Source organism: Nocardia sp. XZ_19_231 (assembly GCF_015355705.1).
In the GTDB taxonomy this organism is placed as follows: Bacteria; Actinomycetota; Actinomycetes; order Mycobacteriales; family Mycobacteriaceae; genus Nocardia; species Nocardia salmonicida.
Window position 1 is genome coordinate 187,796 of sequence record NZ_JACUZI010000004.1, and the last position, 17,674, is coordinate 205,469.

15 protein-coding genes are annotated in these 17,674 nt (G+C 66.5%); 10 read left to right on the plus strand and 5 right to left on the minus strand.

Features of this window, described 5'->3' with window-relative positions:
- Positions 1 to 304: 304 nt before the first annotated feature.
- Both IBJ82_RS19410 and IBJ82_RS19415 read right to left on the minus strand, forming a co-directional pair.
- On the minus strand, positions 305 to 2,449 hold the full coding sequence (locus IBJ82_RS19410; protein WP_194827372.1) for an MMPL family transporter: 2,145 nt from the start codon (positions 2,447 to 2,449) through the stop codon (positions 305 to 307).
- A gap of 231 nt (positions 2,450 to 2,680) precedes the next feature.
- Positions 2,681 to 2,980: a hypothetical protein gene (locus tag IBJ82_RS19415; RefSeq protein ID WP_194827373.1), complete on the minus strand. Its 300-nt coding sequence runs from the start codon at positions 2,978 to 2,980 to the stop codon at positions 2,681 to 2,683.
- 97 nt (positions 2,981 to 3,077) lie between these two features.
- Between IBJ82_RS19415 and IBJ82_RS19420 the strand changes: the two genes are divergently transcribed.
- The 5 genes from IBJ82_RS19420 (at position 3,078) to IBJ82_RS19440 (ending at position 9,258) form a co-directional block, all read left to right on the plus strand.
- Positions 3,078 to 4,277 carry a CdaR family transcriptional regulator gene (locus IBJ82_RS19420; protein ID WP_194827374.1) on the plus strand — a complete coding sequence of 400 codons (1,200 nt, stop codon included), beginning with the start codon at positions 3,078 to 3,080 and terminating at the stop codon, positions 4,275 to 4,277.
- Between the two features lie 160 nt (positions 4,278 to 4,437).
- The gene (gene lpdA, locus IBJ82_RS19425; protein WP_194827375.1) at positions 4,438 to 5,886 is read left to right on the plus strand and encodes a dihydrolipoyl dehydrogenase; all 1,449 of its coding nucleotides are present in this window, start codon (positions 4,438 to 4,440) and stop codon (positions 5,884 to 5,886) included.
- 11 nt (positions 5,887 to 5,897) lie between these two features.
- Entirely contained in the window at positions 5,898 to 6,986 is a 1,089-nt protein-coding gene (pdhA, locus tag IBJ82_RS19430) for a pyruvate dehydrogenase (acetyl-transferring) E1 component subunit alpha (RefSeq protein ID WP_194827376.1), read from the plus strand.
- 20 nt (positions 6,987 to 7,006) lie between these two features.
- On the plus strand, positions 7,007 to 7,990 hold the full coding sequence (locus tag IBJ82_RS19435; protein WP_200950501.1) for an alpha-ketoacid dehydrogenase subunit beta: 984 nt from the start codon (positions 7,007 to 7,009) through the stop codon (positions 7,988 to 7,990).
- Positions 7,991 to 8,016: 26 nt separating this feature from the next.
- Positions 8,017 to 9,258, plus strand: a complete 1,242-nt coding sequence (locus IBJ82_RS19440) for a dihydrolipoamide acetyltransferase family protein (RefSeq protein ID WP_194827377.1) — start codon at positions 8,017 to 8,019, stop codon at positions 9,256 to 9,258.
- On the opposite strand, the gene IBJ82_RS19445 is transcribed toward IBJ82_RS19440, so the two are convergent.
- On the minus strand, positions 9,242 to 9,898 hold the full coding sequence (locus tag IBJ82_RS19445) for a CoA transferase subunit B (protein WP_194827378.1): 657 nt from the start codon (positions 9,896 to 9,898) through the stop codon (positions 9,242 to 9,244). The two genes, IBJ82_RS19440 and IBJ82_RS19445, sit on opposite strands and share 17 nt — an antisense overlap.
- Entirely contained in the window at positions 9,895 to 10,656 is a 762-nt protein-coding gene (locus IBJ82_RS19450) for a CoA transferase subunit A (protein WP_194827379.1), read from the minus strand. The genes IBJ82_RS19445 and IBJ82_RS19450 overlap by 4 nt, the downstream gene beginning before the upstream one ends.
- A 173-nt stretch (positions 10,657 to 10,829) precedes the next feature.
- Between IBJ82_RS19450 and IBJ82_RS19455 the strand changes: the two genes are divergently transcribed.
- From IBJ82_RS19455 to IBJ82_RS19475, 5 genes are all read left to right on the plus strand, one after another.
- On the plus strand, positions 10,830 to 11,618 hold the full coding sequence (locus tag IBJ82_RS19455) for an IclR family transcriptional regulator (protein ID WP_370585387.1): 789 nt from the start codon (positions 10,830 to 10,832) through the stop codon (positions 11,616 to 11,618).
- 251 nt (positions 11,619 to 11,869) lie between these two features.
- Positions 11,870 to 13,525: a hypothetical protein gene (locus IBJ82_RS19460; RefSeq protein ID WP_194827380.1), complete on the plus strand. Its 1,656-nt coding sequence runs from the start codon at positions 11,870 to 11,872 to the stop codon at positions 13,523 to 13,525.
- 240 nt (positions 13,526 to 13,765) lie between these two features.
- On the plus strand, positions 13,766 to 14,332 hold the full coding sequence (locus tag IBJ82_RS19465; protein WP_370585388.1) for a hemerythrin domain-containing protein: 567 nt from the start codon (positions 13,766 to 13,768) through the stop codon (positions 14,330 to 14,332).
- A 74-nt stretch (positions 14,333 to 14,406) separates the two neighbouring features.
- Positions 14,407 to 15,771, plus strand: a complete 1,365-nt coding sequence (gene hpnE, locus IBJ82_RS19470) for a hydroxysqualene dehydroxylase HpnE (protein ID WP_194827381.1) — start codon at positions 14,407 to 14,409, stop codon at positions 15,769 to 15,771.
- Between the two features lie 195 nt (positions 15,772 to 15,966).
- Complete coding sequence (locus IBJ82_RS19475; protein WP_194827382.1) at positions 15,967 to 16,512, plus strand: DUF2637 domain-containing protein; 546 nt, start codon at positions 15,967 to 15,969, stop codon at positions 16,510 to 16,512.
- A 13-nt stretch (positions 16,513 to 16,525) separates the two neighbouring features.
- Here the strand turns inward: IBJ82_RS19475 and IBJ82_RS19480 are convergent, their stop codons facing one another.
- Entirely contained in the window at positions 16,526 to 17,626 is a 1,101-nt protein-coding gene (locus tag IBJ82_RS19480) for a trans-acting enoyl reductase family protein (protein WP_194827383.1), read from the minus strand.
- Positions 17,627 to 17,674 lie beyond the last annotated feature (48 nt).

Consider the following 17,674-nt stretch of genomic DNA (forward strand, 5'->3'; position numbering starts at 1 on the left):
ACCCCTGAGGTGAAGAGCTGAAATGTGCTCGATCGCGCGGCGCTGCTGCGATCCGAATTCCGTCCGGTGGCGATCTTCGCCCGGCTGATCGGGCGATTTCACGAGTGGTCCGTGCGCCGAAAAGGCGCTCCTATCACTGTGTCATTCGGGCTATTTGATAGCCAATGTTGTTGTGCCGTAACGGAAGTCACTTACACGCATAATCGACCGGCCCGACGCCGAATTATCCGGATAATTAGTTCCGTGAAACGAATACGACGCCGAAAAACTGCATCGGGAACCAAACCGTCGCGCAGGCGGTGAGTCAGTTCTCACGCACCGCGATGTGACGGTGGACTCGTCGCAGGAATGCTGGTGCCCACCAATTCGCGGCGCCCAGTAGGCGCATGAAGGCGGGTACCAACACGCCACGGACCACCGTGGCATCCATCAGCACCGCCAGCGTCAAGCCCACGCCCATCAGTTTGGTGAAGGCGACCTCTGAAAACGCCAGTCCCACACAGACAATCGCCATCAGCGCGGCCGCGGCGGTGACGATGCGGCCGGTGCGCTCCAGCCCGTAGGCGACCGCGTCGGCCGTCACGCCACGCGTCCGGTACTCCTCGGCGATCCGGGACAACAGGAACACCTCGTAGTCCATCGACAGACCGAAGGCCAAGCAGAAGACGAGTACCGGCACCGGGGCGGCCAGATAGCCGGTCTCGGTGAAATCGCCGACCAGCCATTTCAGATGCCCGTTCTGGAAGATGTAGACCATCGCGCCGAAGGTCGCCGACAAGCTCAAGGTGTTGAGCAGCACCGCCTTCAGCGGGATCACTACGCTGCCGGTGAACGCGAACAACAGCACCAGCATCGCAGCCACGATGAGGGCGACGACCAGGGGAAGGCGCCCTGCCAAGCCGGATTTGGTATCGGCGTTCTCGGCCGTGGCGCCGCCGACCAGCAGCGGTGCGGGCGAGTCCGTGCGCCGGATGTCGTCGAGCAAGGTTTCGGCGGCCCGCGAGTACGGGTCGAGGTCGGGGATCACCGTCAGATGCGCGCCCTCGGGCCCGGGCAGGCTACGGACCAGGCGCACATGGGAGAGGTGTTGTATGCGCTGTGTCAGTTCGGCCAGTTCGGTCGTGGTGATCGGCCCGTTGACGATCACGTCGAACCGGCCCGCCGCGGTCGCGGGGAACTCGGCGCGCAGGACGTCACCGACCTGACGGCTCTCCACCGTCACGGGCAAGGCCCGATCGTCGGTCAGTCCCAATCTCAACCCGGCGAACGGCACGCCGAGCAAGATCACCACCAGCAACGCGGCACCACCGAATACCCAGGGGCGCGCGGTGACTCGCCGCGCGGCGCGATACCAGAACCCCTCTTCGGGCCGGTGGGCTGCAGGATCGCGTCGGCCACGCAGCCGCCGTACGCCTCGGCGCAGGTCGAGCGCGTCGATGCGGTGCCCGAACAGCATCAGCAGAGCCGGCAGCAACGTCACGGTGGCGAGCGCGGCCAAGAGTGCCACCGACAGGCAGGCCGCGGCCAGGGAACGCAGGAACGGCATCGGGAACAGCAGCATCGCCAGCATCGCGATGACGATCGTCGCGGCGGAGAAGAGCACGGTGCGGCCGGCGGTCATCACCGTCACCCGTACCGCGGTCGGCACGTCGCGGCCCCCGTGCCGTTCCTCCCGGAATCGGCTGACCAGGAACAGGCTGTAGTCGATGCCGAGCCCGAGACCGAGCACGGTGGTCAGATTCAGCGCATAGCTGGAAACCTGGGTGAACTCGGTGAGCAATCGGAGGATTCCGAGCGTGCCGATGATCGAGACCAGGCCGAGTACCAGCGGCAGTCCCGCGGCGACCAGACTGCCGAAGACCAACACCAGCAGCACCAGCAGGATCGGAATCGTCACCGCCTCACTGACTTTCATGTCGTGTGAGAGTTGCTCGGTCACATCGTGATAGCTCACCGCGGCCCCACCCAGGCGCAGGTGGAGCTCGCCGTAGTCCCGATCCCGGTAGCTGTCGATCAGTCGCGACACCACCGCGTCCACCACGATCTCGTCACCGGGAACATCCACGGCGACCAGCGCCTTGCCGCGATCGGCAGTGCGCAGGAACTCCGGTGATCCGGTGGACCAGTACGAGCTCACCGAACGCACGCCCGTCACCGCGGCCAGCTCGGTGGTCAGCCGCAGGCCGGTGGTGGCGACCGCGGGCGTATCGACGGTTCCCGCCGCAGCCGCGACATCCACCAGCACAATGACGTTCGGTGTTCCGGTGGTGTACTTCTCCGCCAGTACTCGGGCGGCGCGCGCGGATTCGGCGTCCGCGTTCCAGAACCCGCCGCCGGACAGTCGCTGCTGCAGCGAGGCCCCGCCCGCGCCCGCGAGGACGAGCACCAGCGCAATCACCGCGACCACGGTTTTCGGTCGACCCACAGCCATCCGCGCGAGTACTCGCACTGTCCCTCATTTCATGGCGGGCACCGCACGTGCACTCCGTCGCCGTTTCGGCGCGACGGACATCTCCACCGCCGCGGCTCGGGCAGGTAGGGTCGGCGCCGGTGCCATCCCGCAACCCGGGTCGGAGCAAGTATCGATGCTACGAATAGCTTGTGTCACTGCATCATTCGGAGAATTTTGCCCTTCGAATTTGTCTCGCGGACAGAACGCCGCGGCCTTTCGGAAACGTGTTCACCGGTGGCGCCGGACCTCGAGCCGACCGTTGATCGGTGCCAGGTGGCACCCGGCCCTGCTACCGACCAGCAGGAGGTTGGCGACTTGGAGGAGCAGAACGAGGCATGGCTTGCCCGGATGGGACTGTCGGGGCCATTCATGCCAGTAGTGCGGTGAGTCGAGGCGGCTGTCGGGTCCGGTGGGGAGCCGTAGCCGATCGCCGGGCACGAGGACGGTGACGTGGAGATCGGCGAGGACTCCGGTGGCTTCGTCGGACAGGGGCGCGGCCTTGGTGAGCATCGCCCACCGGAATCCCATCGGTGTTCCTTCGGTGTCGGTCGAGCGGCCGGGCGAACGTCGACTCCACGGTAAGCGTGCGGGAGCAGCGGCGCGCCCGGGCGTAGCGTCAGGCGTTATGGCTGCCAGAACCAAGCACACCCCGATCTCGGCGGGTACGAGGCGGTTGGTGGCTGCGTGCCGCACCGATATCCCGGTGCTCACTCGGCAGCTGATCGCCGCGATCTTCACCGACATCCCGGAGTGGACGGACTACTCGCCGGTCAGCCGGGATGACCTGCACACCGCGTGTTGCCGCTATTTGACCAGGGTGCTGGATCTGGTGGCCGGTGAGGTGACCGTCCCCGGTCGCGATGATGTCGCCGCTGCCATCGGCCGCAATCGTGCGGCGCAGGGCGTGCCGCTGGAGGTGATGTTGCGGACGTTCCGGCTCGGCGGTCAGATCGTGTGGGAGGCACTTCTCGACAAGGCGGGCGAACTCCCGCCCGGCGAGGTCCGCAAGATCGGTGTGGCCACCTGGTCGGCTATCGACGGCATGTCGTCGGCGCTGGTCACCTCCTATCGCAGCACCGAATTGGAGCAGGTCCGTCGTGACGAGCGTCGCCGGCACGGCTTGATCGAGGATCTGCTGGCGGGCAGTGCCCGCGACGCGACCTTCGCCGCGCGTGCCGCGCGTGAGCTGAACGTGCCCGCCCACGGCGGGTACCTGGTGGTCGCGGTGCGGGGAGAGCGCCCGAACGTGGAGATTGGCACCGAGGCCGCGTTGGCGGCCTTGGGTATCAGGTCGGTCTGGCACGACCGCGTCGAGACCGTGGTGGGACTGGTCTCGCTCGAGCAGCGGGACGGTTCCGCGGTGCTGGACCAGGTGCGGAATCGGATCCGTGGTCGAGCGGCGGCGTCACCGGTGGTGCAGGGACTGGCGCAGATCGAGACCGGCCATGCGTTGGCGATGCTCGGCTTGGAGACCTTGCCGGACACCGAGCGGGGTCTGGTGTCGTTGGAGCAGCGCTACCCAGAAGCGCTGTTGCTGCGCTCGCCCGACCTGACCGCACTGATGGTCGCTCGCACCCTCGGCCCCGTGCTGGAACTGCCGACGAAGGAGCACCAGATCTTGTTGCGCACGCTGGCGGTCTGGCTGGAGGAGAACTGTTCGGCGGCGAATGCCGCGCCCCGGCTGCACTGCCATCGCAACACCGTGATCAACCGGCTACAGCGGATCTCCGCCCTGCTGGGTCGACGACTGGAAGGGCAGCGGTCCTACCTGGAGCTTTCCCTCGCCCTGGCTGCGCTGGAGATGGGCGTGCGGACACCGGGCTGAGTGCCACACCGCCAGGGCCGATTGGGCGCTGCGCCCATTTTCGAGCCCATAATTCTGGGCTGTCGGTAGATTGTTTGTGCATTTGTGGACAGTGAGACTCGACAGATGATCCAAGCCACGACCGTGGACGGGTCGATCGTCGAGCTGAGGAGCACCACGAGTGCCGGAATTCGATCTACTGGTGATCGGTGGTGGACCGGGCGGATATGTAGCCGCCATCCGCGCCGCGCAACGTGGCCTGAAGGTCTGCGTTGTGGAGAAGGAGCGCCCCGGCGGTGTATGCCTGAACTGGGGTTGTATCCCCACCAAAGCGATGCTCCGCTCGGCGGAGGTCTTCCAAACCCTGGCCAGCGCAGCTGAATTCGGGGTATATGCCGACAATGTGCGCTACGACTTCGCCGCGGTCCGGCAACGCAAGGACTCCATCGTCAAAGAACTGACCGACGGTGTGGCGGGTCTGCTGAAGGCCAACGGGGTCACGGTGATCGAGGGTCACGCCCGGTTCGTCGAGCCGACCGTGGTGGAGGTGCACGAGGTCGGCGCGTCGCCGATCTTCGACGGCGGCCCCCGGTACGCGGCCGCCGCGGGAACCGCGATTCGCCGGGTGAGCGCGCGTGACGTGATCATCGCGACCGGTTCGGTGCCGGTTCAGCCGCCGATTCCGGGCGCGGGGTTGCCCGGCGTGGTCACCTCCGACGGCGCGTTCGGGCTGACCGGGGTGCCGCAACGGTTGGTCATCATCGGCGGCAGCGCGGTCGGGGCGGAATGGGCCAGCCTGTTCGCCACGTTCGGCAGTCAGGTCACCGTCGTGGAAATGCAGGATCGCCTGGTTCCGTTGGAGGACAAGGAGATCGGCGACGCGCTCGGGCGCTCGTTCCGCAAGCGCGGCATCACCGTCCTGACCGGCGCTACGGTCACCGCTATCACCGAGGGCGACGTACTGCGGGTGTCGGTCGGCGGTCCGGCGGCAGCCGACCTGGATGCCGACGTGGTGCTGGTCGGAGTCGGGCGAGCACCCAATACCGCTGAACTCGGCCTCGATGTGGCCGGAATTGCCACGGACGCACGCGGTTTCATCGAAGTCGACGATCGACTGCGAACCGGGGTCGAGCACGTGTACGCCATCGGCGACGTGACCGGGCGGGCACTACTCGCCCACGTCGCCTCACACCAGGGCATCACCGCGGCCGAGGTGATCGCCGGGCACGACGCCCATATCGACTACTCGGTCATCCCGGCCGCGACGTTCACCCACCCGGAGATCGCGAGCGTCGGTCTCACCGAAGAAGCCGCTTGCGCCGCCGGGCACAAGGTGATCACCGCCAAGTTCCCGTTCGCGGCACTCGGCCGGGCCAAGACCTTCGGCGAGACCGACGGATTCATCAAAATTGTTGCGGGGCAAGCGCATCAGGAAGTGCTCGGCGTGCACATCATCGGCCCGTCCGCCAGCGATCTGATCGCCGAGGGCGCACTCGCGATCTCGCTGGAAGCCACGCTCGACGAGCTGGCCGACACCATTCACGCCCATCCCACACTCGGCGAGATCGGTATGGAGGCGGCCATGGCCGGACTCGGACTGCCGGTGCACATCGCGCCACGCAAGCGTTGAGGAGCTAGACCATGACCACGACCACCGCGCGGAGTAAGCCCATCCGCGAGCAGACAGAGACCGCTTCGGACGTCGACTCCGCTGTCGCGGCCGAGAATCCCGAGATCCTGCGTGGTCTCTACCGCGACATGCTGTTCATCCGACGCTTCGAGGAGCGCACCGCGCAGAGCTACCAGCAGGCCAAGATCGGCGGCTACTGCCATCTCAACCTCGGCGAAGAAGCCACCGTGGTCGGCCTGGGCGCCGCGATGCGCCCCACCGACTACCTGTTCACCAACTATCGCGAACACGGCTACGCGCTGGCCAAGGGCATCGAACCCGGTCGAGTGATGGCTGAGCTCTACGGCCGCTCCACCGGCACCTCGAAGGGCTGGGGTGGCTCGATGCACATGTACGACACCGCGACCCGGCTGCTGGGCGGCTACGCCATCGTGGGCGGACAGGTTCCCCTGGCGATCGGCGCGGCGCTGGCCATCGACTACCGCGACGGCGACGACGTCGTGGTGTGTCAGATGGGAGAAGGCACCACCAACATCGGCGCGTTCCACGAGTCGCTCAATATCGCGGCGCTGTGGCGGCTGCCGGTGGTGTTCCTGGTGATCAACAACCAGACCGGCATGGGCACCACGGTCGAGAAGTCCTCGGCCGAACCGGATCTGTGGAAGCGCGCCGCCGCCTACCGCATGCGGGGCGAGCGGGTCGACGGCACCGATGTGCTGGCCGTGCGCGACCTGGCGAGCGAACTCATCGAAGACGCCCGCCGGGGAGGCAAGCCCGCGCTGCTCGAAGCGGTGAGCTATCGACTCAAGGGCCACTCGGTGGTCGACCCGGCCAAGTACCGCAGCACCGATACCGTCGCCGCAGCGCGCGAGCACGATCCGATCGAGCTGTGGCAGCGCCGATTGCTCGCCGCCGGGGTGCTGACCGACCAGACGCTGGCCGATGTCGACCGCGAGGTGGCCGACGGAGTCGCCGCCGCCGTCGAATTCGCCGATTCGAGCCCGCATCCGGAGCCGTCGAGTCTGTTCGACTACACCTATGCCACTCCCGTGCCGGGCGATTCCCGCCGTCTGCCCGCCGATCCGCTCTTCACCCACTGAGGACTTCCACTGTGCCTGTCATGACCTATCGCGAAGCGCTGCGCGAAACCCTGCGCGAAGAAATGCGCCGCGATGACGATGTTTTTCTGATCGGTGAGGAGATCGGCGTCTTCGAAGGCTCCTACAAGATCACCGCCGGTCTGCTCGAGGAGTTCGGCGAGAAGCGGGTGCGCGACACCCCCATCGCCGAGGAAGGGTTCGTCGGTGCGGCGATCGGCGCCGCGATGCTCGGTTTGCGTCCGGTCGTGGAGATCATGACGATCAACTTCTCGCTGCTGGCGCTGGATCAGATCGTCAACCATGCCGCGAAGATCTACGGCATGTTCGGCGGGCAGACCAATGTGCCCATGGTGATCCGGACGCCCGGTGGCGGCGGCCAGCAACTCGGGGCGACGCATTCGCAGAATATCGAGTTGTACTACGCCTTCGTGCCCGGCCTGAAGGTCGTGGCGCCCAGCACTCCCGCTGATGCGCGGGCGTTGCTCAAGGCGGCGATCTCCGACGACGATCCGGTGTTGTTCCTGGAGAACCTATCGCTGTACAACACCAAAGGCGAAGTCCCCGAGGATCTTCCGCCCGTCCAGATCGGCAAGGCGGCGGTCACCCGAGAGGGCACCGACATCACGCTGATCGGCTACTCGCGGATGGCCACCGTCGCGACCGAGGTCGCGCAACGTCTTGCCGGCGAGGGCATCTCGGTGGAGGTGATCGACCTGCGCAGCCTGCGTCCGCTGGACCGCGACACCATCGTGGCATCGGTGCGCAAGACCGGTTGCGCGGTGATCGGCGAGGACGACTGGCTCACCTACGGTATCGGCGCGGAGATCGCGGCGTCCATCTCCGACGGTGCGTTCGACTACCTCGACGCGCCGGTCCGTCGCGTCGCCATGGCCGAGGTTCCGCTGCCCTACGCCAAGCCGCTGGAGAAGCTCGCCTTGCCGTCCGCGGAATCGCTCTACACCGCGGTGACGGAAACCCTGGCGGCCGTCGGCCGGCGGCGCTGAGAACCAGGAACAGGACGGACAAGATCATGCCCGAAATCGTCATGCCCCGGCTCTCCGACACCATGGAGGACGGCGTCGTCTCCGCCTGGCTCAAGCAGGTCGGCGACCAGATCACCCGCGGCGAGATCGTCGCCGAAATCGAGACCGACAAAGCCCTGATGGAACTCGAGGCCTACGACGACGGAGTTCTCGAGAAGATCCTCGCCGAGCCTGGTGTTCGTGTCGCGATCGGCGAACCGATCGCGATCGTCGGCGACGGCACCACATCGACTGCGGCACCCGCGGATTCGAAAAGTGTTGCGGTGACGCCCTCGACTGCCCCGACCGCCGCGCCACAGCCCGGTGCGCACGTCGGCCCGCGCCGGACCGGGGTGGTCAAGTCCTCGCCATTGGCGCGCAAGATCGCACGCGAGATGCGGGTCGATATCGACGCTGTCGTCGGCACCGGTCCGGGTGGGCGGATCACCAAACGCGACGTGGAGGCGGCCCACAGCGCCGTCACCGCGGCACCCGCTGATATCGCGACGCCGTCACGTGACATGAGTGTGACTGCTGTGCAACCTGTTCCGGCGTCAGGGGAGTTCGAGGAGGTTGCGCTGACGAACATCCAGCGCGTCTCCGCGGTACGGCTCACCGAGAGCAAGCAGCAGGCGCCGCACTTCTATCTGACCAGCGCGATCGACGTGACCGAGCTGTTCGCCTTCCGGGCGCAGATCAACGCGACGCTGGACGCGTCGGGTGAGAGCAAGGTCAGTGTGAACGATCTGCTCGTCAAAGCGGTCGCCGTCGCGCTGCGAAAGGACGGCTCGGTCAATGTCAGCTTCGCGGGCGACAAGCTGTTGCGTCACAGGGGAATCCACCTCGGTGTCGCGGTAGCGACCCCGGCCGGGCTGCTCGTTCCGGTGATTCGGGACGCGGACCGCAAGAGCGTTTCCGAGATCGCGACCGAGAGCCGAGACAAGGCGACCCGCGCCCGCGATCGCAAGCTGCGCGCGGAGGAGATGTCGGGCGGCACTTTCACCATCTCCAACCTCGGCATGTTCGGCATCGAGCAATTCACCGCGGTCATCAACTCACCCGAGTCCGCGATCCTTGCGGTCGGGGCGGCGGCCGACGAGCTACGCCTCGACGGCGAGAAGGTGGTTGCCCGCAAGATCCTGCGCGTGACCCTGTCCGCGGACCACCGCGCCATCGACGGCGCGGTGGCGGCCCAATTCCTGGCGAACCTGAAGATACTCCTCGAGAGCCCGCTCAGAATCGTGGCGTGAACGGCTGGGTGCCGATGGTCAGTGGTGTTCCGGTGGCGCGGCGCACCTGCTCGACGCTCACGCCGGGGGCGGTCTCGCGCAGGATCACCTGATCGTCGGAGATATCGAGGACAGCGAGGTCGGTGATCACCCGCTGCACAACGGCCTTGCCGGTGAGGGGCAGGGTGCACGCATCGACGATCTTGGGCGAGCCGTCGCGGGTGGTGTGCTCCATCAGCACGATCACCCGGCGGGCGCCGTGGACCAGGTCCATCGCGCCGCCCATGCCTTTGACCATCGCGCCGGGCACCATCCAGTTCGCCAGATCGCCGTGACGCGAGACCTGCATCCCGCCGAGTACTGCGGTGTCGATGTGTCCGCCTCGGATCATGCCGAACGAGAGCGCCGAATCGAAGAACGAGGCACCGGGTTCGACCGTCACCGTCTCTTTGCCCGCGTTGATCAGATCGGGGTCGACGTCGTCGTCCTGCGGGTAGGGGCCGGTGCCGAGGATGCCGTTCTCGCTGTGCAGCACCACCGCGACGCCATCGGGCAGGTGGTTCGGGATCAGGGTGGGTAGGCCGATGCCGAGGTTGACGTACTCCCCGGGCGAGAGTTCCTGTGCCGCGCGGGCGGCCATTTCTGTGCGTGTCCAGCTCATCGGGTGGCCTCCTGTCGAACGGTCCGCTTCTCGATGCGTTTGTCCTGGGCGCCGGTGTGCACGATGCGCTGGACGAATACCCCCGGAAGGTGAACGTGTGCAGGGTCGAGCTCACCGGCCGGGACGAGCCGCTCGACCTGGGCGATGGTGATCCGACCGGCCATCGCGACCAGCGGGTTGAAGTTCAGGGCCGACTTCTCGAAAACCAGGTTTCCCTCGGTGTCGCCGACGGCGGCGTGAACGAGGGCGAAATCGGCGACGATGGATTCTTCGAGGACGTAGCGGCGGTGTCCGAACTCGCGGACTTCCTTCGGTGGTGAGGCCAGCGCCACCGACCCGTCCGGTGCGTAGCGCCACGGCAGGCCGCCGTCGCTGATCGGGGTCCCGACGCCGGCCGGGGTGTAGAAGGCGGGTATGCCCGCGCCGCCGGCCCGCAGTCGCTCGGCGAGGGTGCCCTGCGGGATCAGTTCCACCTCGAGTTCACCGCCGAGGTACTGGCGCGCGAACTCCTTGTTCTCACCCACATACGAGGCGGTCACCCGTGCGATCCGCCCGGCCGACAACAAGATCCCCAGGCCGTAGTCGTCGACGCCGCAGTTGTTGGAGAACACCGCGAAGTCGGTGGCCCCGCCCTCGGTGATCGCCGCGATCAGCGCATCCGGGACACCGCACAACCCGAACCCGCCGACGGCCAACGTCGCCCCGGAGCCGATATCGGCCACGGCGGCGACTGCCGTATCCACCACTTTCGAGTTCATCCGTGCCTTGCCTCTCGTCTGACCGTTCATTCCTCGGACGCTTGTTTCCGTCGTGCTCACAGAACACTTCAGTGGCTCATGCTGGCAAGATAGATATCTAAGGGAGACGAAATTGCTCGGCGAGTGGACAGGTTGGGGTCATGTCGTCCATTGAGTGGACGTAGGATGGGGGCGTGAGTAGTGAGCCGAATCCATCTGTGCTCGGGCGCGCGGCGTCGCTGTTGCGTGCGGTGGCCGCCGGTGGCGATGTAGGGGTGTCGACCAGTGATTTGGCACGGCGGGCCGACCTCGCGCGACCTACCGCGCACCGGTTGCTCTCCGCGCTGGCCGAGGAGGGTTTTCTCGACCGCGACGCGGGCTCGGGCCTGTGGTTTCTCGGACCGGAACTGTTCCTCATGGGTTCGCTCGCGGCCGAGCGCTACGACATCACCGATGTGGCGCGTCCCGTGCTGCGTGAGCTCGCCCGCGAGACCGGGGAGAGTGCGTTCCTGTCCGCCCGGCGCGGCGACGAGACGGTGTGCCTGGCGGGCGAGGAAGGCAGCTTTCCCCTGCGCTCACACGTGCTGCACGTCGGCATCCGCTTCCCGCTCGGTGTCGCCTCAGCAGGCCTGGCGATCCTCGCGCACCTACCCGATCGCGATATCGAGGACTATCTCGACCGCACCGACCTGAGTGCGCAGTGGGGTGCGAGTCATACTCGTGCCGAGCTCGTGCCGCGGATGGACGCGACCCGAGAAACCGGCTGGTGCGTGAATCCGGGCCTGCTTGTCGAGGGAAGCTGGGGAATGGCAGCGGCGGTGTTCGACCGCCGCGACGAGCCGCGGTGGGCCTTGAGTCTTACCGGGGTCGAGAGCCGATTCCGCGCCGAGCGTCACGATGTGCTGGGTACGCTGTTGCTCCGCCACGCCCACGAACTCTCCATGACTTTGAAACGTCGTGGCTCCGGACCATTCAATCGATGAACGCATTGCTGTGGCGAAGTGCCGACAGTTCTGTCATGCCATTCTGCGACCGGAAAAGTGGGCTCGGACCCGGGAGTTCGTTGTGATGCCGGTGGGCTTCGTTCGGCTCGCTGTTGTGATCGAAAACAGGTGCGGGCCTATTCCTGTTGCCCCACAGTGGGACAGGGTTCGATAGCGGTGACCGTGAATGAAGGAATATTCGTATGCGACTTCGGCGAAACAGCGTCTCGGCATTAGTGACAGCAGTGGCGATGGCCGCAATCGGGGTGTCTGCCGCGACACCGATCGCGCGTGGTGAGGTGCCCGGCCGCACGGAAACGGTGTACGCGACTTCGTCGCCGGTGACGTCGGTCGTCGCATCGAAAGTCACTCTCGCGGTGCCGTTGCCGCCGGGCAGCCTGCCGCATCCGCAGGCGTGCGACACGCTGTCGTATCTGCGGTGGCGAGCGGTGGAGGGACCGCGGTCCTCGGCCGACGCCGAGCGTGTCCTGGTCGCGCAACCTGGCGTCTTCGAGGGTGCGGGCGCTTTCGACAGCGTGGCGCGCAACACCGTCGCGCTGGCCGCCGAGTCGGGAAGATACATCGAATTCTGGGCACTGGATCGTCGGTCGAACTGCCTGGAGGACCACACCGGGGTCGCCGCGGCCTTACGGACCGGATCATTCGATACCGCGGCGGACTACTACTTCCGCGGCGCCGAGGCCGAGGGTCGCCGGTTCAGCGGGTACGCCGAGGGCGCGGCAACAGCGTGGTTGCGCGATCAGGGACTCGCACAAACCCTGCGCGACGAATACGACGTGCTGCGGATCGAATTCCCCGACCAAGCGGTGCGCAAGCAAAAGGTACTGTGCGGCGGGCATTCGCTGGGCGGCTTCGTCACCGGCTATTTCGCGGAGTGGGACTTCGACGGGAATCCGGCGACCACCGAGGACGCCGGATACAACCAGTGCTCCGGCTATTTCGCGCTCGACACCACCATTCAAGCCGGACTGAGCCTGCGTGGCCTTCAGGTCCCCGAGCTTCCCGCACCGATCGCCGGAGTGGTGGAAGCCGTTTCACTGCAACTCGATACCGCGCTGCCGGTCTTACGGCTGCCCGCGGTGATCAACCCCGAAACCACCAATCTCCTCGCCTTGGCGGGCCTCGCGGCCAGACTGAGTCCCGACGGCGTCAACGACCTCGTCCGACGACTGCCCGACAATCCCAACATCGCCGCGACCCTGCGAACTCTGCTCTCTCAGGACGCCGCCATGTTCGTCACCGGACGACCGGATGTGCGAGACCTGAACGCCACCAACGAAGCCGTGCTCGGCGCGATCCTCGACGACAATTCCCAGCCACTCGGATTCCTCCAAGCGAGTGTGGGTTTCCCCACCGGCGGCCCGATCGGCCCGAAATCCTTTCCTCTCCCGGATTCGATCGCGCTGAGCCCGTCGGCGATGGGCATGTTCGGCGACGCACCGAAGGTTTCGCCGACCGTCTACCACCCTGACACCCTCTACCGCTGGGCAGATTACGACGACACAGCGGAACTGACCGCCCCCTATACATCCCCGAACAGTGAAGTGACCGCCATCGGTGAACTGGCCCGCAGTCTCTGCGAACCGCCACTCGACTTCACCGAATGGTATTTCCCCACCCGTCTCAGCCTCGACCTCCAACAGACGACAGCACCGTCGTTCGCCGGTCATCACATCCACCTCGACGGCGTGGATCGCAACCCCATCCTGACTTTCCGCAGCAGCGGTGGTATCCCGGTCGCAGACTCGGGAAGTCCCCGGGACGAAGTGGTCCACCTCCCGGGCTACAACCACATCGACGTCCTCACCGCCGCCGCCCATCAGAACGACGGACGACCCGAGGTGGTCTCCACACGTCTCGCCGAATTCGCCACCGACGCTTCCTGATACAGGTGTGCCGCTCCGATCTGGTTCAACCGTGTCGGCGCGGGTAGACCTCCACCGCGCCCGAATGCAGTTCGACGATGGCGGCCGCTGTCTCGTCGGGCAGGGTCGCGGCGGCGAAGAGCAGGTCGCCCGGTTCCGATCCCGACTCGGCGCCGGAAACTCGGGCTGGTGCGGACCGGAAACGCCGACGGTGCGTTAACGTCGGCGCTGACCTGACCAGCCGTATCAGGGAGGAAAATCGTGGACATTACCGAGCTGATCCTTGATGACCACCGCGAGCAGCGCCGACTGTTCGCGATCTTGGAACAGATCAACCGCACGGAGACCGGCGCGCTGTCGGCGATCTGGGACAGGCTCGCGGCCTTTCTGGAGCTCCATGCGCAGGCGGAGGAGGAGATCTTCTACCCCGCGTTGCTGCAAACGGGGATCGCGGCGAAGCGCACGAGCGCGGTGGAGGACGAGACGCTCGACGCCATCCATGACCACAACGACATCAGGGACGCGGTGGCCGACGTGGCGCGTCACAAAGTCGGCACCGACGACTGGTACGCCGCTGTCGCGGCAGCCAACCTCGCCAACAGCGACCACATGGCCGAGGAGGAACGCGAAGGCCTCACCGACTTCCGGCGCTTGGCCGGCCTGTCGCAGCGCCATCAGCTTGCCGTCACCTTCGCCGCCTACGAAGCACGCAACTACGCCGGCGTGCGGTCCGTCGACAAGGATCCCGACAGCTACGTCCGCGCGGCAGAGAAGGGACAGACCCCGGCGAGCGGATCGCTCACGGTGGGCAGCCTGAAACAGAACTGACCCACGGTGAGGGGAGGTCGATCCGAACCGGCCATTCCTTGATGCAAAGAGAGAGTTAGCGATACATTGCATCAATGGTGGATGTACATGACCCTCGTCGGTTCGTCGTCATCGGGGGAGGCCTGGCGGGCCTGGCAGCCGCGGTGTGGCTGGCGGAGGCAGGCAAACAAGTGACCCTGCTGGAGCGGCGCGCCCGATTGGGTGGACGCACACAGGCCATGCACGTCGCCGAGGTGGACGACCTGCCCGACAACGGCCAGCACGTGGTGGCCAGCGGATATCGCAGCCTGTGGCGGTACCTGGACAGCGTCGGCACCCGCCAGTACGTGGAATTTCCCGGCGCGGGGAGTCTGCGCTGGCCGGGTGGGCGCGCGGTGATGTTGTACACGAAGGGCTTCGGGGCATGGCGCACGCTGATGGGCGCCCATCCCGACGCGGGCCCGCTCGAGAAGCTGCGCGCGTTGAGATCCGCGCTGCAGCTGGTTCGTCAGGCGCTGTGGCAGCCGAAGGACCTCGCCGACATCACGACCGAACAGTGGTTCCAGCGCGTCGGCATGCCCGCGAAAGCCCGTGAGGCCCTGTGGGATTGGCTCGCACTCGGCATCGCGGCCGAGCCGGTGCACATCGAGTCGGCGAAGGTGTTCGCCGATGTGCTGGCTACCGGGGTTCGGATCGGGATGCAGGACCGGGCGGGGGTCACGATCGGCTATCCCACCGTAGACCTGGACACCCTCTACATCGATGGTGCGAAGAAGGTCTTCGAGCGCTATGGGGTCGACGTGCGCTATCGGGCGGTGGCCCGCAAGGTCGTCATCGCCGACGGTAAGGCGACCGGTGTGCAGCTGGCGGACGGCTCGGTGATCGAGGCCGACGCGGTGATCTGTGCCGTGCCGAACTCCAATATCGGCGGACTCCTCGACGACCTGCCCGAACACGCCGAAATCTATGCCGCCGCAGACAAACTGGGCGTCACCCCGATCGTGAGCACGAACCTGTATCTGGACCGGCCGCTGAAGACGAAGTCGGCCATGGAGGCGCTCATCGGCGGCACCGGCGTGATCGATCAGGTCTTCGACCGTCAGCGCATGCACAACCGCACCCCCGACGGCACCTGGCTGTACTGCCTGACCACCAGTGGCGCCTACGAGCAGATCCACAAGAGCAACGACGAGATCCTCACCGAGCAGATGGATCTCATCCGCCGCTACTACCCGGAGGCCGCCGACGCGAAAGTCGTGACCGGCCATGTGGTGAAGATGCCGAAGGCGACCTTCTCGCAGGTTCTCGGCACCGACGATCTGCGCCCGGGACAGCGCACCTCGGTCCCGAATCTGATGCTCGCCGGCGACTGGACTCGCACCGACTGGTCGGCCACGATGGAAAGCGCCGTCCAGAGCGCCGAGCGTGCCGTCGAAGCGCTCCTGGGGCAGTCGAAGTAGGCCCTGTGAGCGGGTGGTGACCGCTCCCGTGACGATTTCTACGGCGTCTTACGGCGTGTGTGGCCGTACTCTGTTGAGTGCGTGCATGTTTGGTGACCGTAGACCGTAGGATGGAGCCTGATGGACCACACGGACCCTTTCCCCCGCCCTATTCCAGTCACGGTGCCGAAGCTGCTTGTGGGCTTAGGGTCAGCGTTGGTTGTCGCTGCCGCGATCGCATCCTTCACCTTCACCTCCACCCTCGCGCGGGTGGCGGGAGTCGCCGAGCACCTGACCTGGCTGTGGCCGGTGGTGGTCGGTCTCACCGTCGCACTCGTCGCCTGCACCTTCATCACGCTGGTAGGTATCCGCGACGAGAAGGCCACCTCCCTGGTGCGGGTCTACGAGTTGTTGCTCGTCGCCGCCGTGCTGTGCAGTATCTGCGGAAACCTCCTTGCCATCTCCCGCGATCCGATCGAGATGGGAACCCTCGGGACCGCGATCGTAGTTTCCATTCCGCCGATCTGTCTGATGATCTGCGTGGGTAACTACCTGTTGCTCACGGCAGTCGTTCCCGTCCGTATCGTGGCCGCGATCCGTGAGGACGATTGGCGACTACGGGTCCTCGGCATACCGAGCACGTCGATGCCGCCGAAGGACCCGAACCCCTCCCACGATGACGGCCCCTCCTGGTGGGACCAGCATCGCAGCGAGGCACGGGCTCCTTCGGTGACACCCACGGCACCGAGAACCCGGCAATAGCGGAACTGCCCGTTCAGCTCGTAGAGGTGGCTGAAAGGCGGGTCCAGCCCGCGTCGAGGGCGGCGGTGTAGAGCGCGTCGAGGCCGAACGCGTCGACCGGGCCCAGCGCGCCGGAGTGGAGCAAGCCGCCGCCCAGTGCTGTGTCGGCTGCCCAGGCCAGGATCGCCGCGGTGAACTCATAGGGGTCGCCACCCTCCAGGGTGACGCTCGCCAGAGTCTTCCCGGCGTCGTCGCGCGCTTCGGCGACTACCCAGGTGCGGTTGCGGCCGCGAGTCTCGGCGCCGGGACCGCCGTTGGAGCCCTTGACGATTCGGGCCAGGGCTTCGTCGAGTCCTCGCTTGAGCGGCGGCACCTTCGCGACGACCGCGGTCAGTCGCGAACTCGCGCGCAACCCCTGTGCGGCAAGCGGAGGCAAGCCGAGGAAGACGTCGACCTCACGCAGGTTCGGGTAGGAGCGAGTCAGCGCGAAATGCTCCGAGCCCGGGATCGAGGTACCGGTCAGGTTCTTTCCCGCCACATCGAAGGAACGCAGGCGTGCGCCGGTGCGCTGCGCGACCACCTGACCGGCGCGCAGGGCGAAGCCGGGTTCGAACAACATTCCCGCCATGGACGCGCGGGTACCGCCACTGGTACTCGGCTTCTCCATGAAGTAGCCGACGTCGACACGAACAGCGGTCGGCGCCTCACGCAAGGCCAGCCCAGCGGCCAGGTTGCCCGGCACGTAGTCGAACCCGAACGCGCTGAGCAGACCTGACCCGGCGGCGCGGGCTTGCTCGTCGTGCTCGAACACGGTGCGGATGAAAGGACCTTCGCCGGTGGAGTCGAAGTAGTGCGCGCCGGCGGCGATCGCCGCGTCCAGCGCTGGACGGCCGTGGCGCAGGAACGGGCCGACCGTCGTCACCAGCACATCGCCGCGACCGAGCAGAGCCCGCACGGAAGCAGGGTCGGTGACGTCGGCGACCGCGGTCTGCGCGCCGCCGAGGTCGGCGGCGAGCTTGTCGAGCGCGGCCCCGTTGCGTCCCGCCAGCACGGGCGAAGCGCCGCGTGCGGTGAGGACTTCGGCTGTCAGGCGTCCGGTGTACCCGGTTGCCCCGAACAAAACAATCTTCGGCATCGCCGTCGTCTCCTCATAGTTGGCCACTTGCCAACGTTACCGGCCTAC

Excerpts from the sequence above, each read along its gene's own strand:
- IBJ82_RS19440 (WP_194827377.1), top strand. The coding sequence starts at position 8,017 with ATGCCCGAAATCGTCATGCCCCGGCTCTCCGACACCATGGAGGACGGC.
- IBJ82_RS19420 (WP_194827374.1), top strand. The coding sequence starts at position 3,078 with ATGGCTGCCAGAACCAAGCACACCCCGATCTCGGCGGGTACGAGGCGG.
- IBJ82_RS19450 (WP_194827379.1), bottom strand. The coding sequence starts at position 10,656 with ATGAACTCGAAAGTGGTGGATACGGCAGTCGCCGCCGTGGCCGATATC.
- IBJ82_RS19460 (WP_194827380.1), top strand. The coding sequence starts at position 11,870 with ATGGCCGCAATCGGGGTGTCTGCCGCGACACCGATCGCGCGTGGTGAG.
- IBJ82_RS19445 (WP_194827378.1), bottom strand. The coding sequence starts at position 9,898 with ATGAGCTGGACACGCACAGAAATGGCCGCCCGCGCGGCACAGGAACTC.
- IBJ82_RS19480 (WP_194827383.1), bottom strand. The coding sequence starts at position 17,626 with ATGCCGAAGATTGTTTTGTTCGGGGCAACCGGGTACACCGGACGCCTG.
- IBJ82_RS19435 (WP_200950501.1), top strand. The coding sequence starts at position 7,007 with ATGACCTATCGCGAAGCGCTGCGCGAAACCCTGCGCGAAGAAATGCGC.
- hpnE (WP_194827381.1), top strand. The coding sequence starts at position 14,407 with ATGGTGGATGTACATGACCCTCGTCGGTTCGTCGTCATCGGGGGAGGC.
- pdhA (WP_194827376.1), top strand. The coding sequence starts at position 5,898 with ATGACCACGACCACCGCGCGGAGTAAGCCCATCCGCGAGCAGACAGAG.
- IBJ82_RS19415 (WP_194827373.1), bottom strand. The coding sequence starts at position 2,980 with ATGGGATTCCGGTGGGCGATGCTCACCAAGGCCGCGCCCCTGTCCGAC.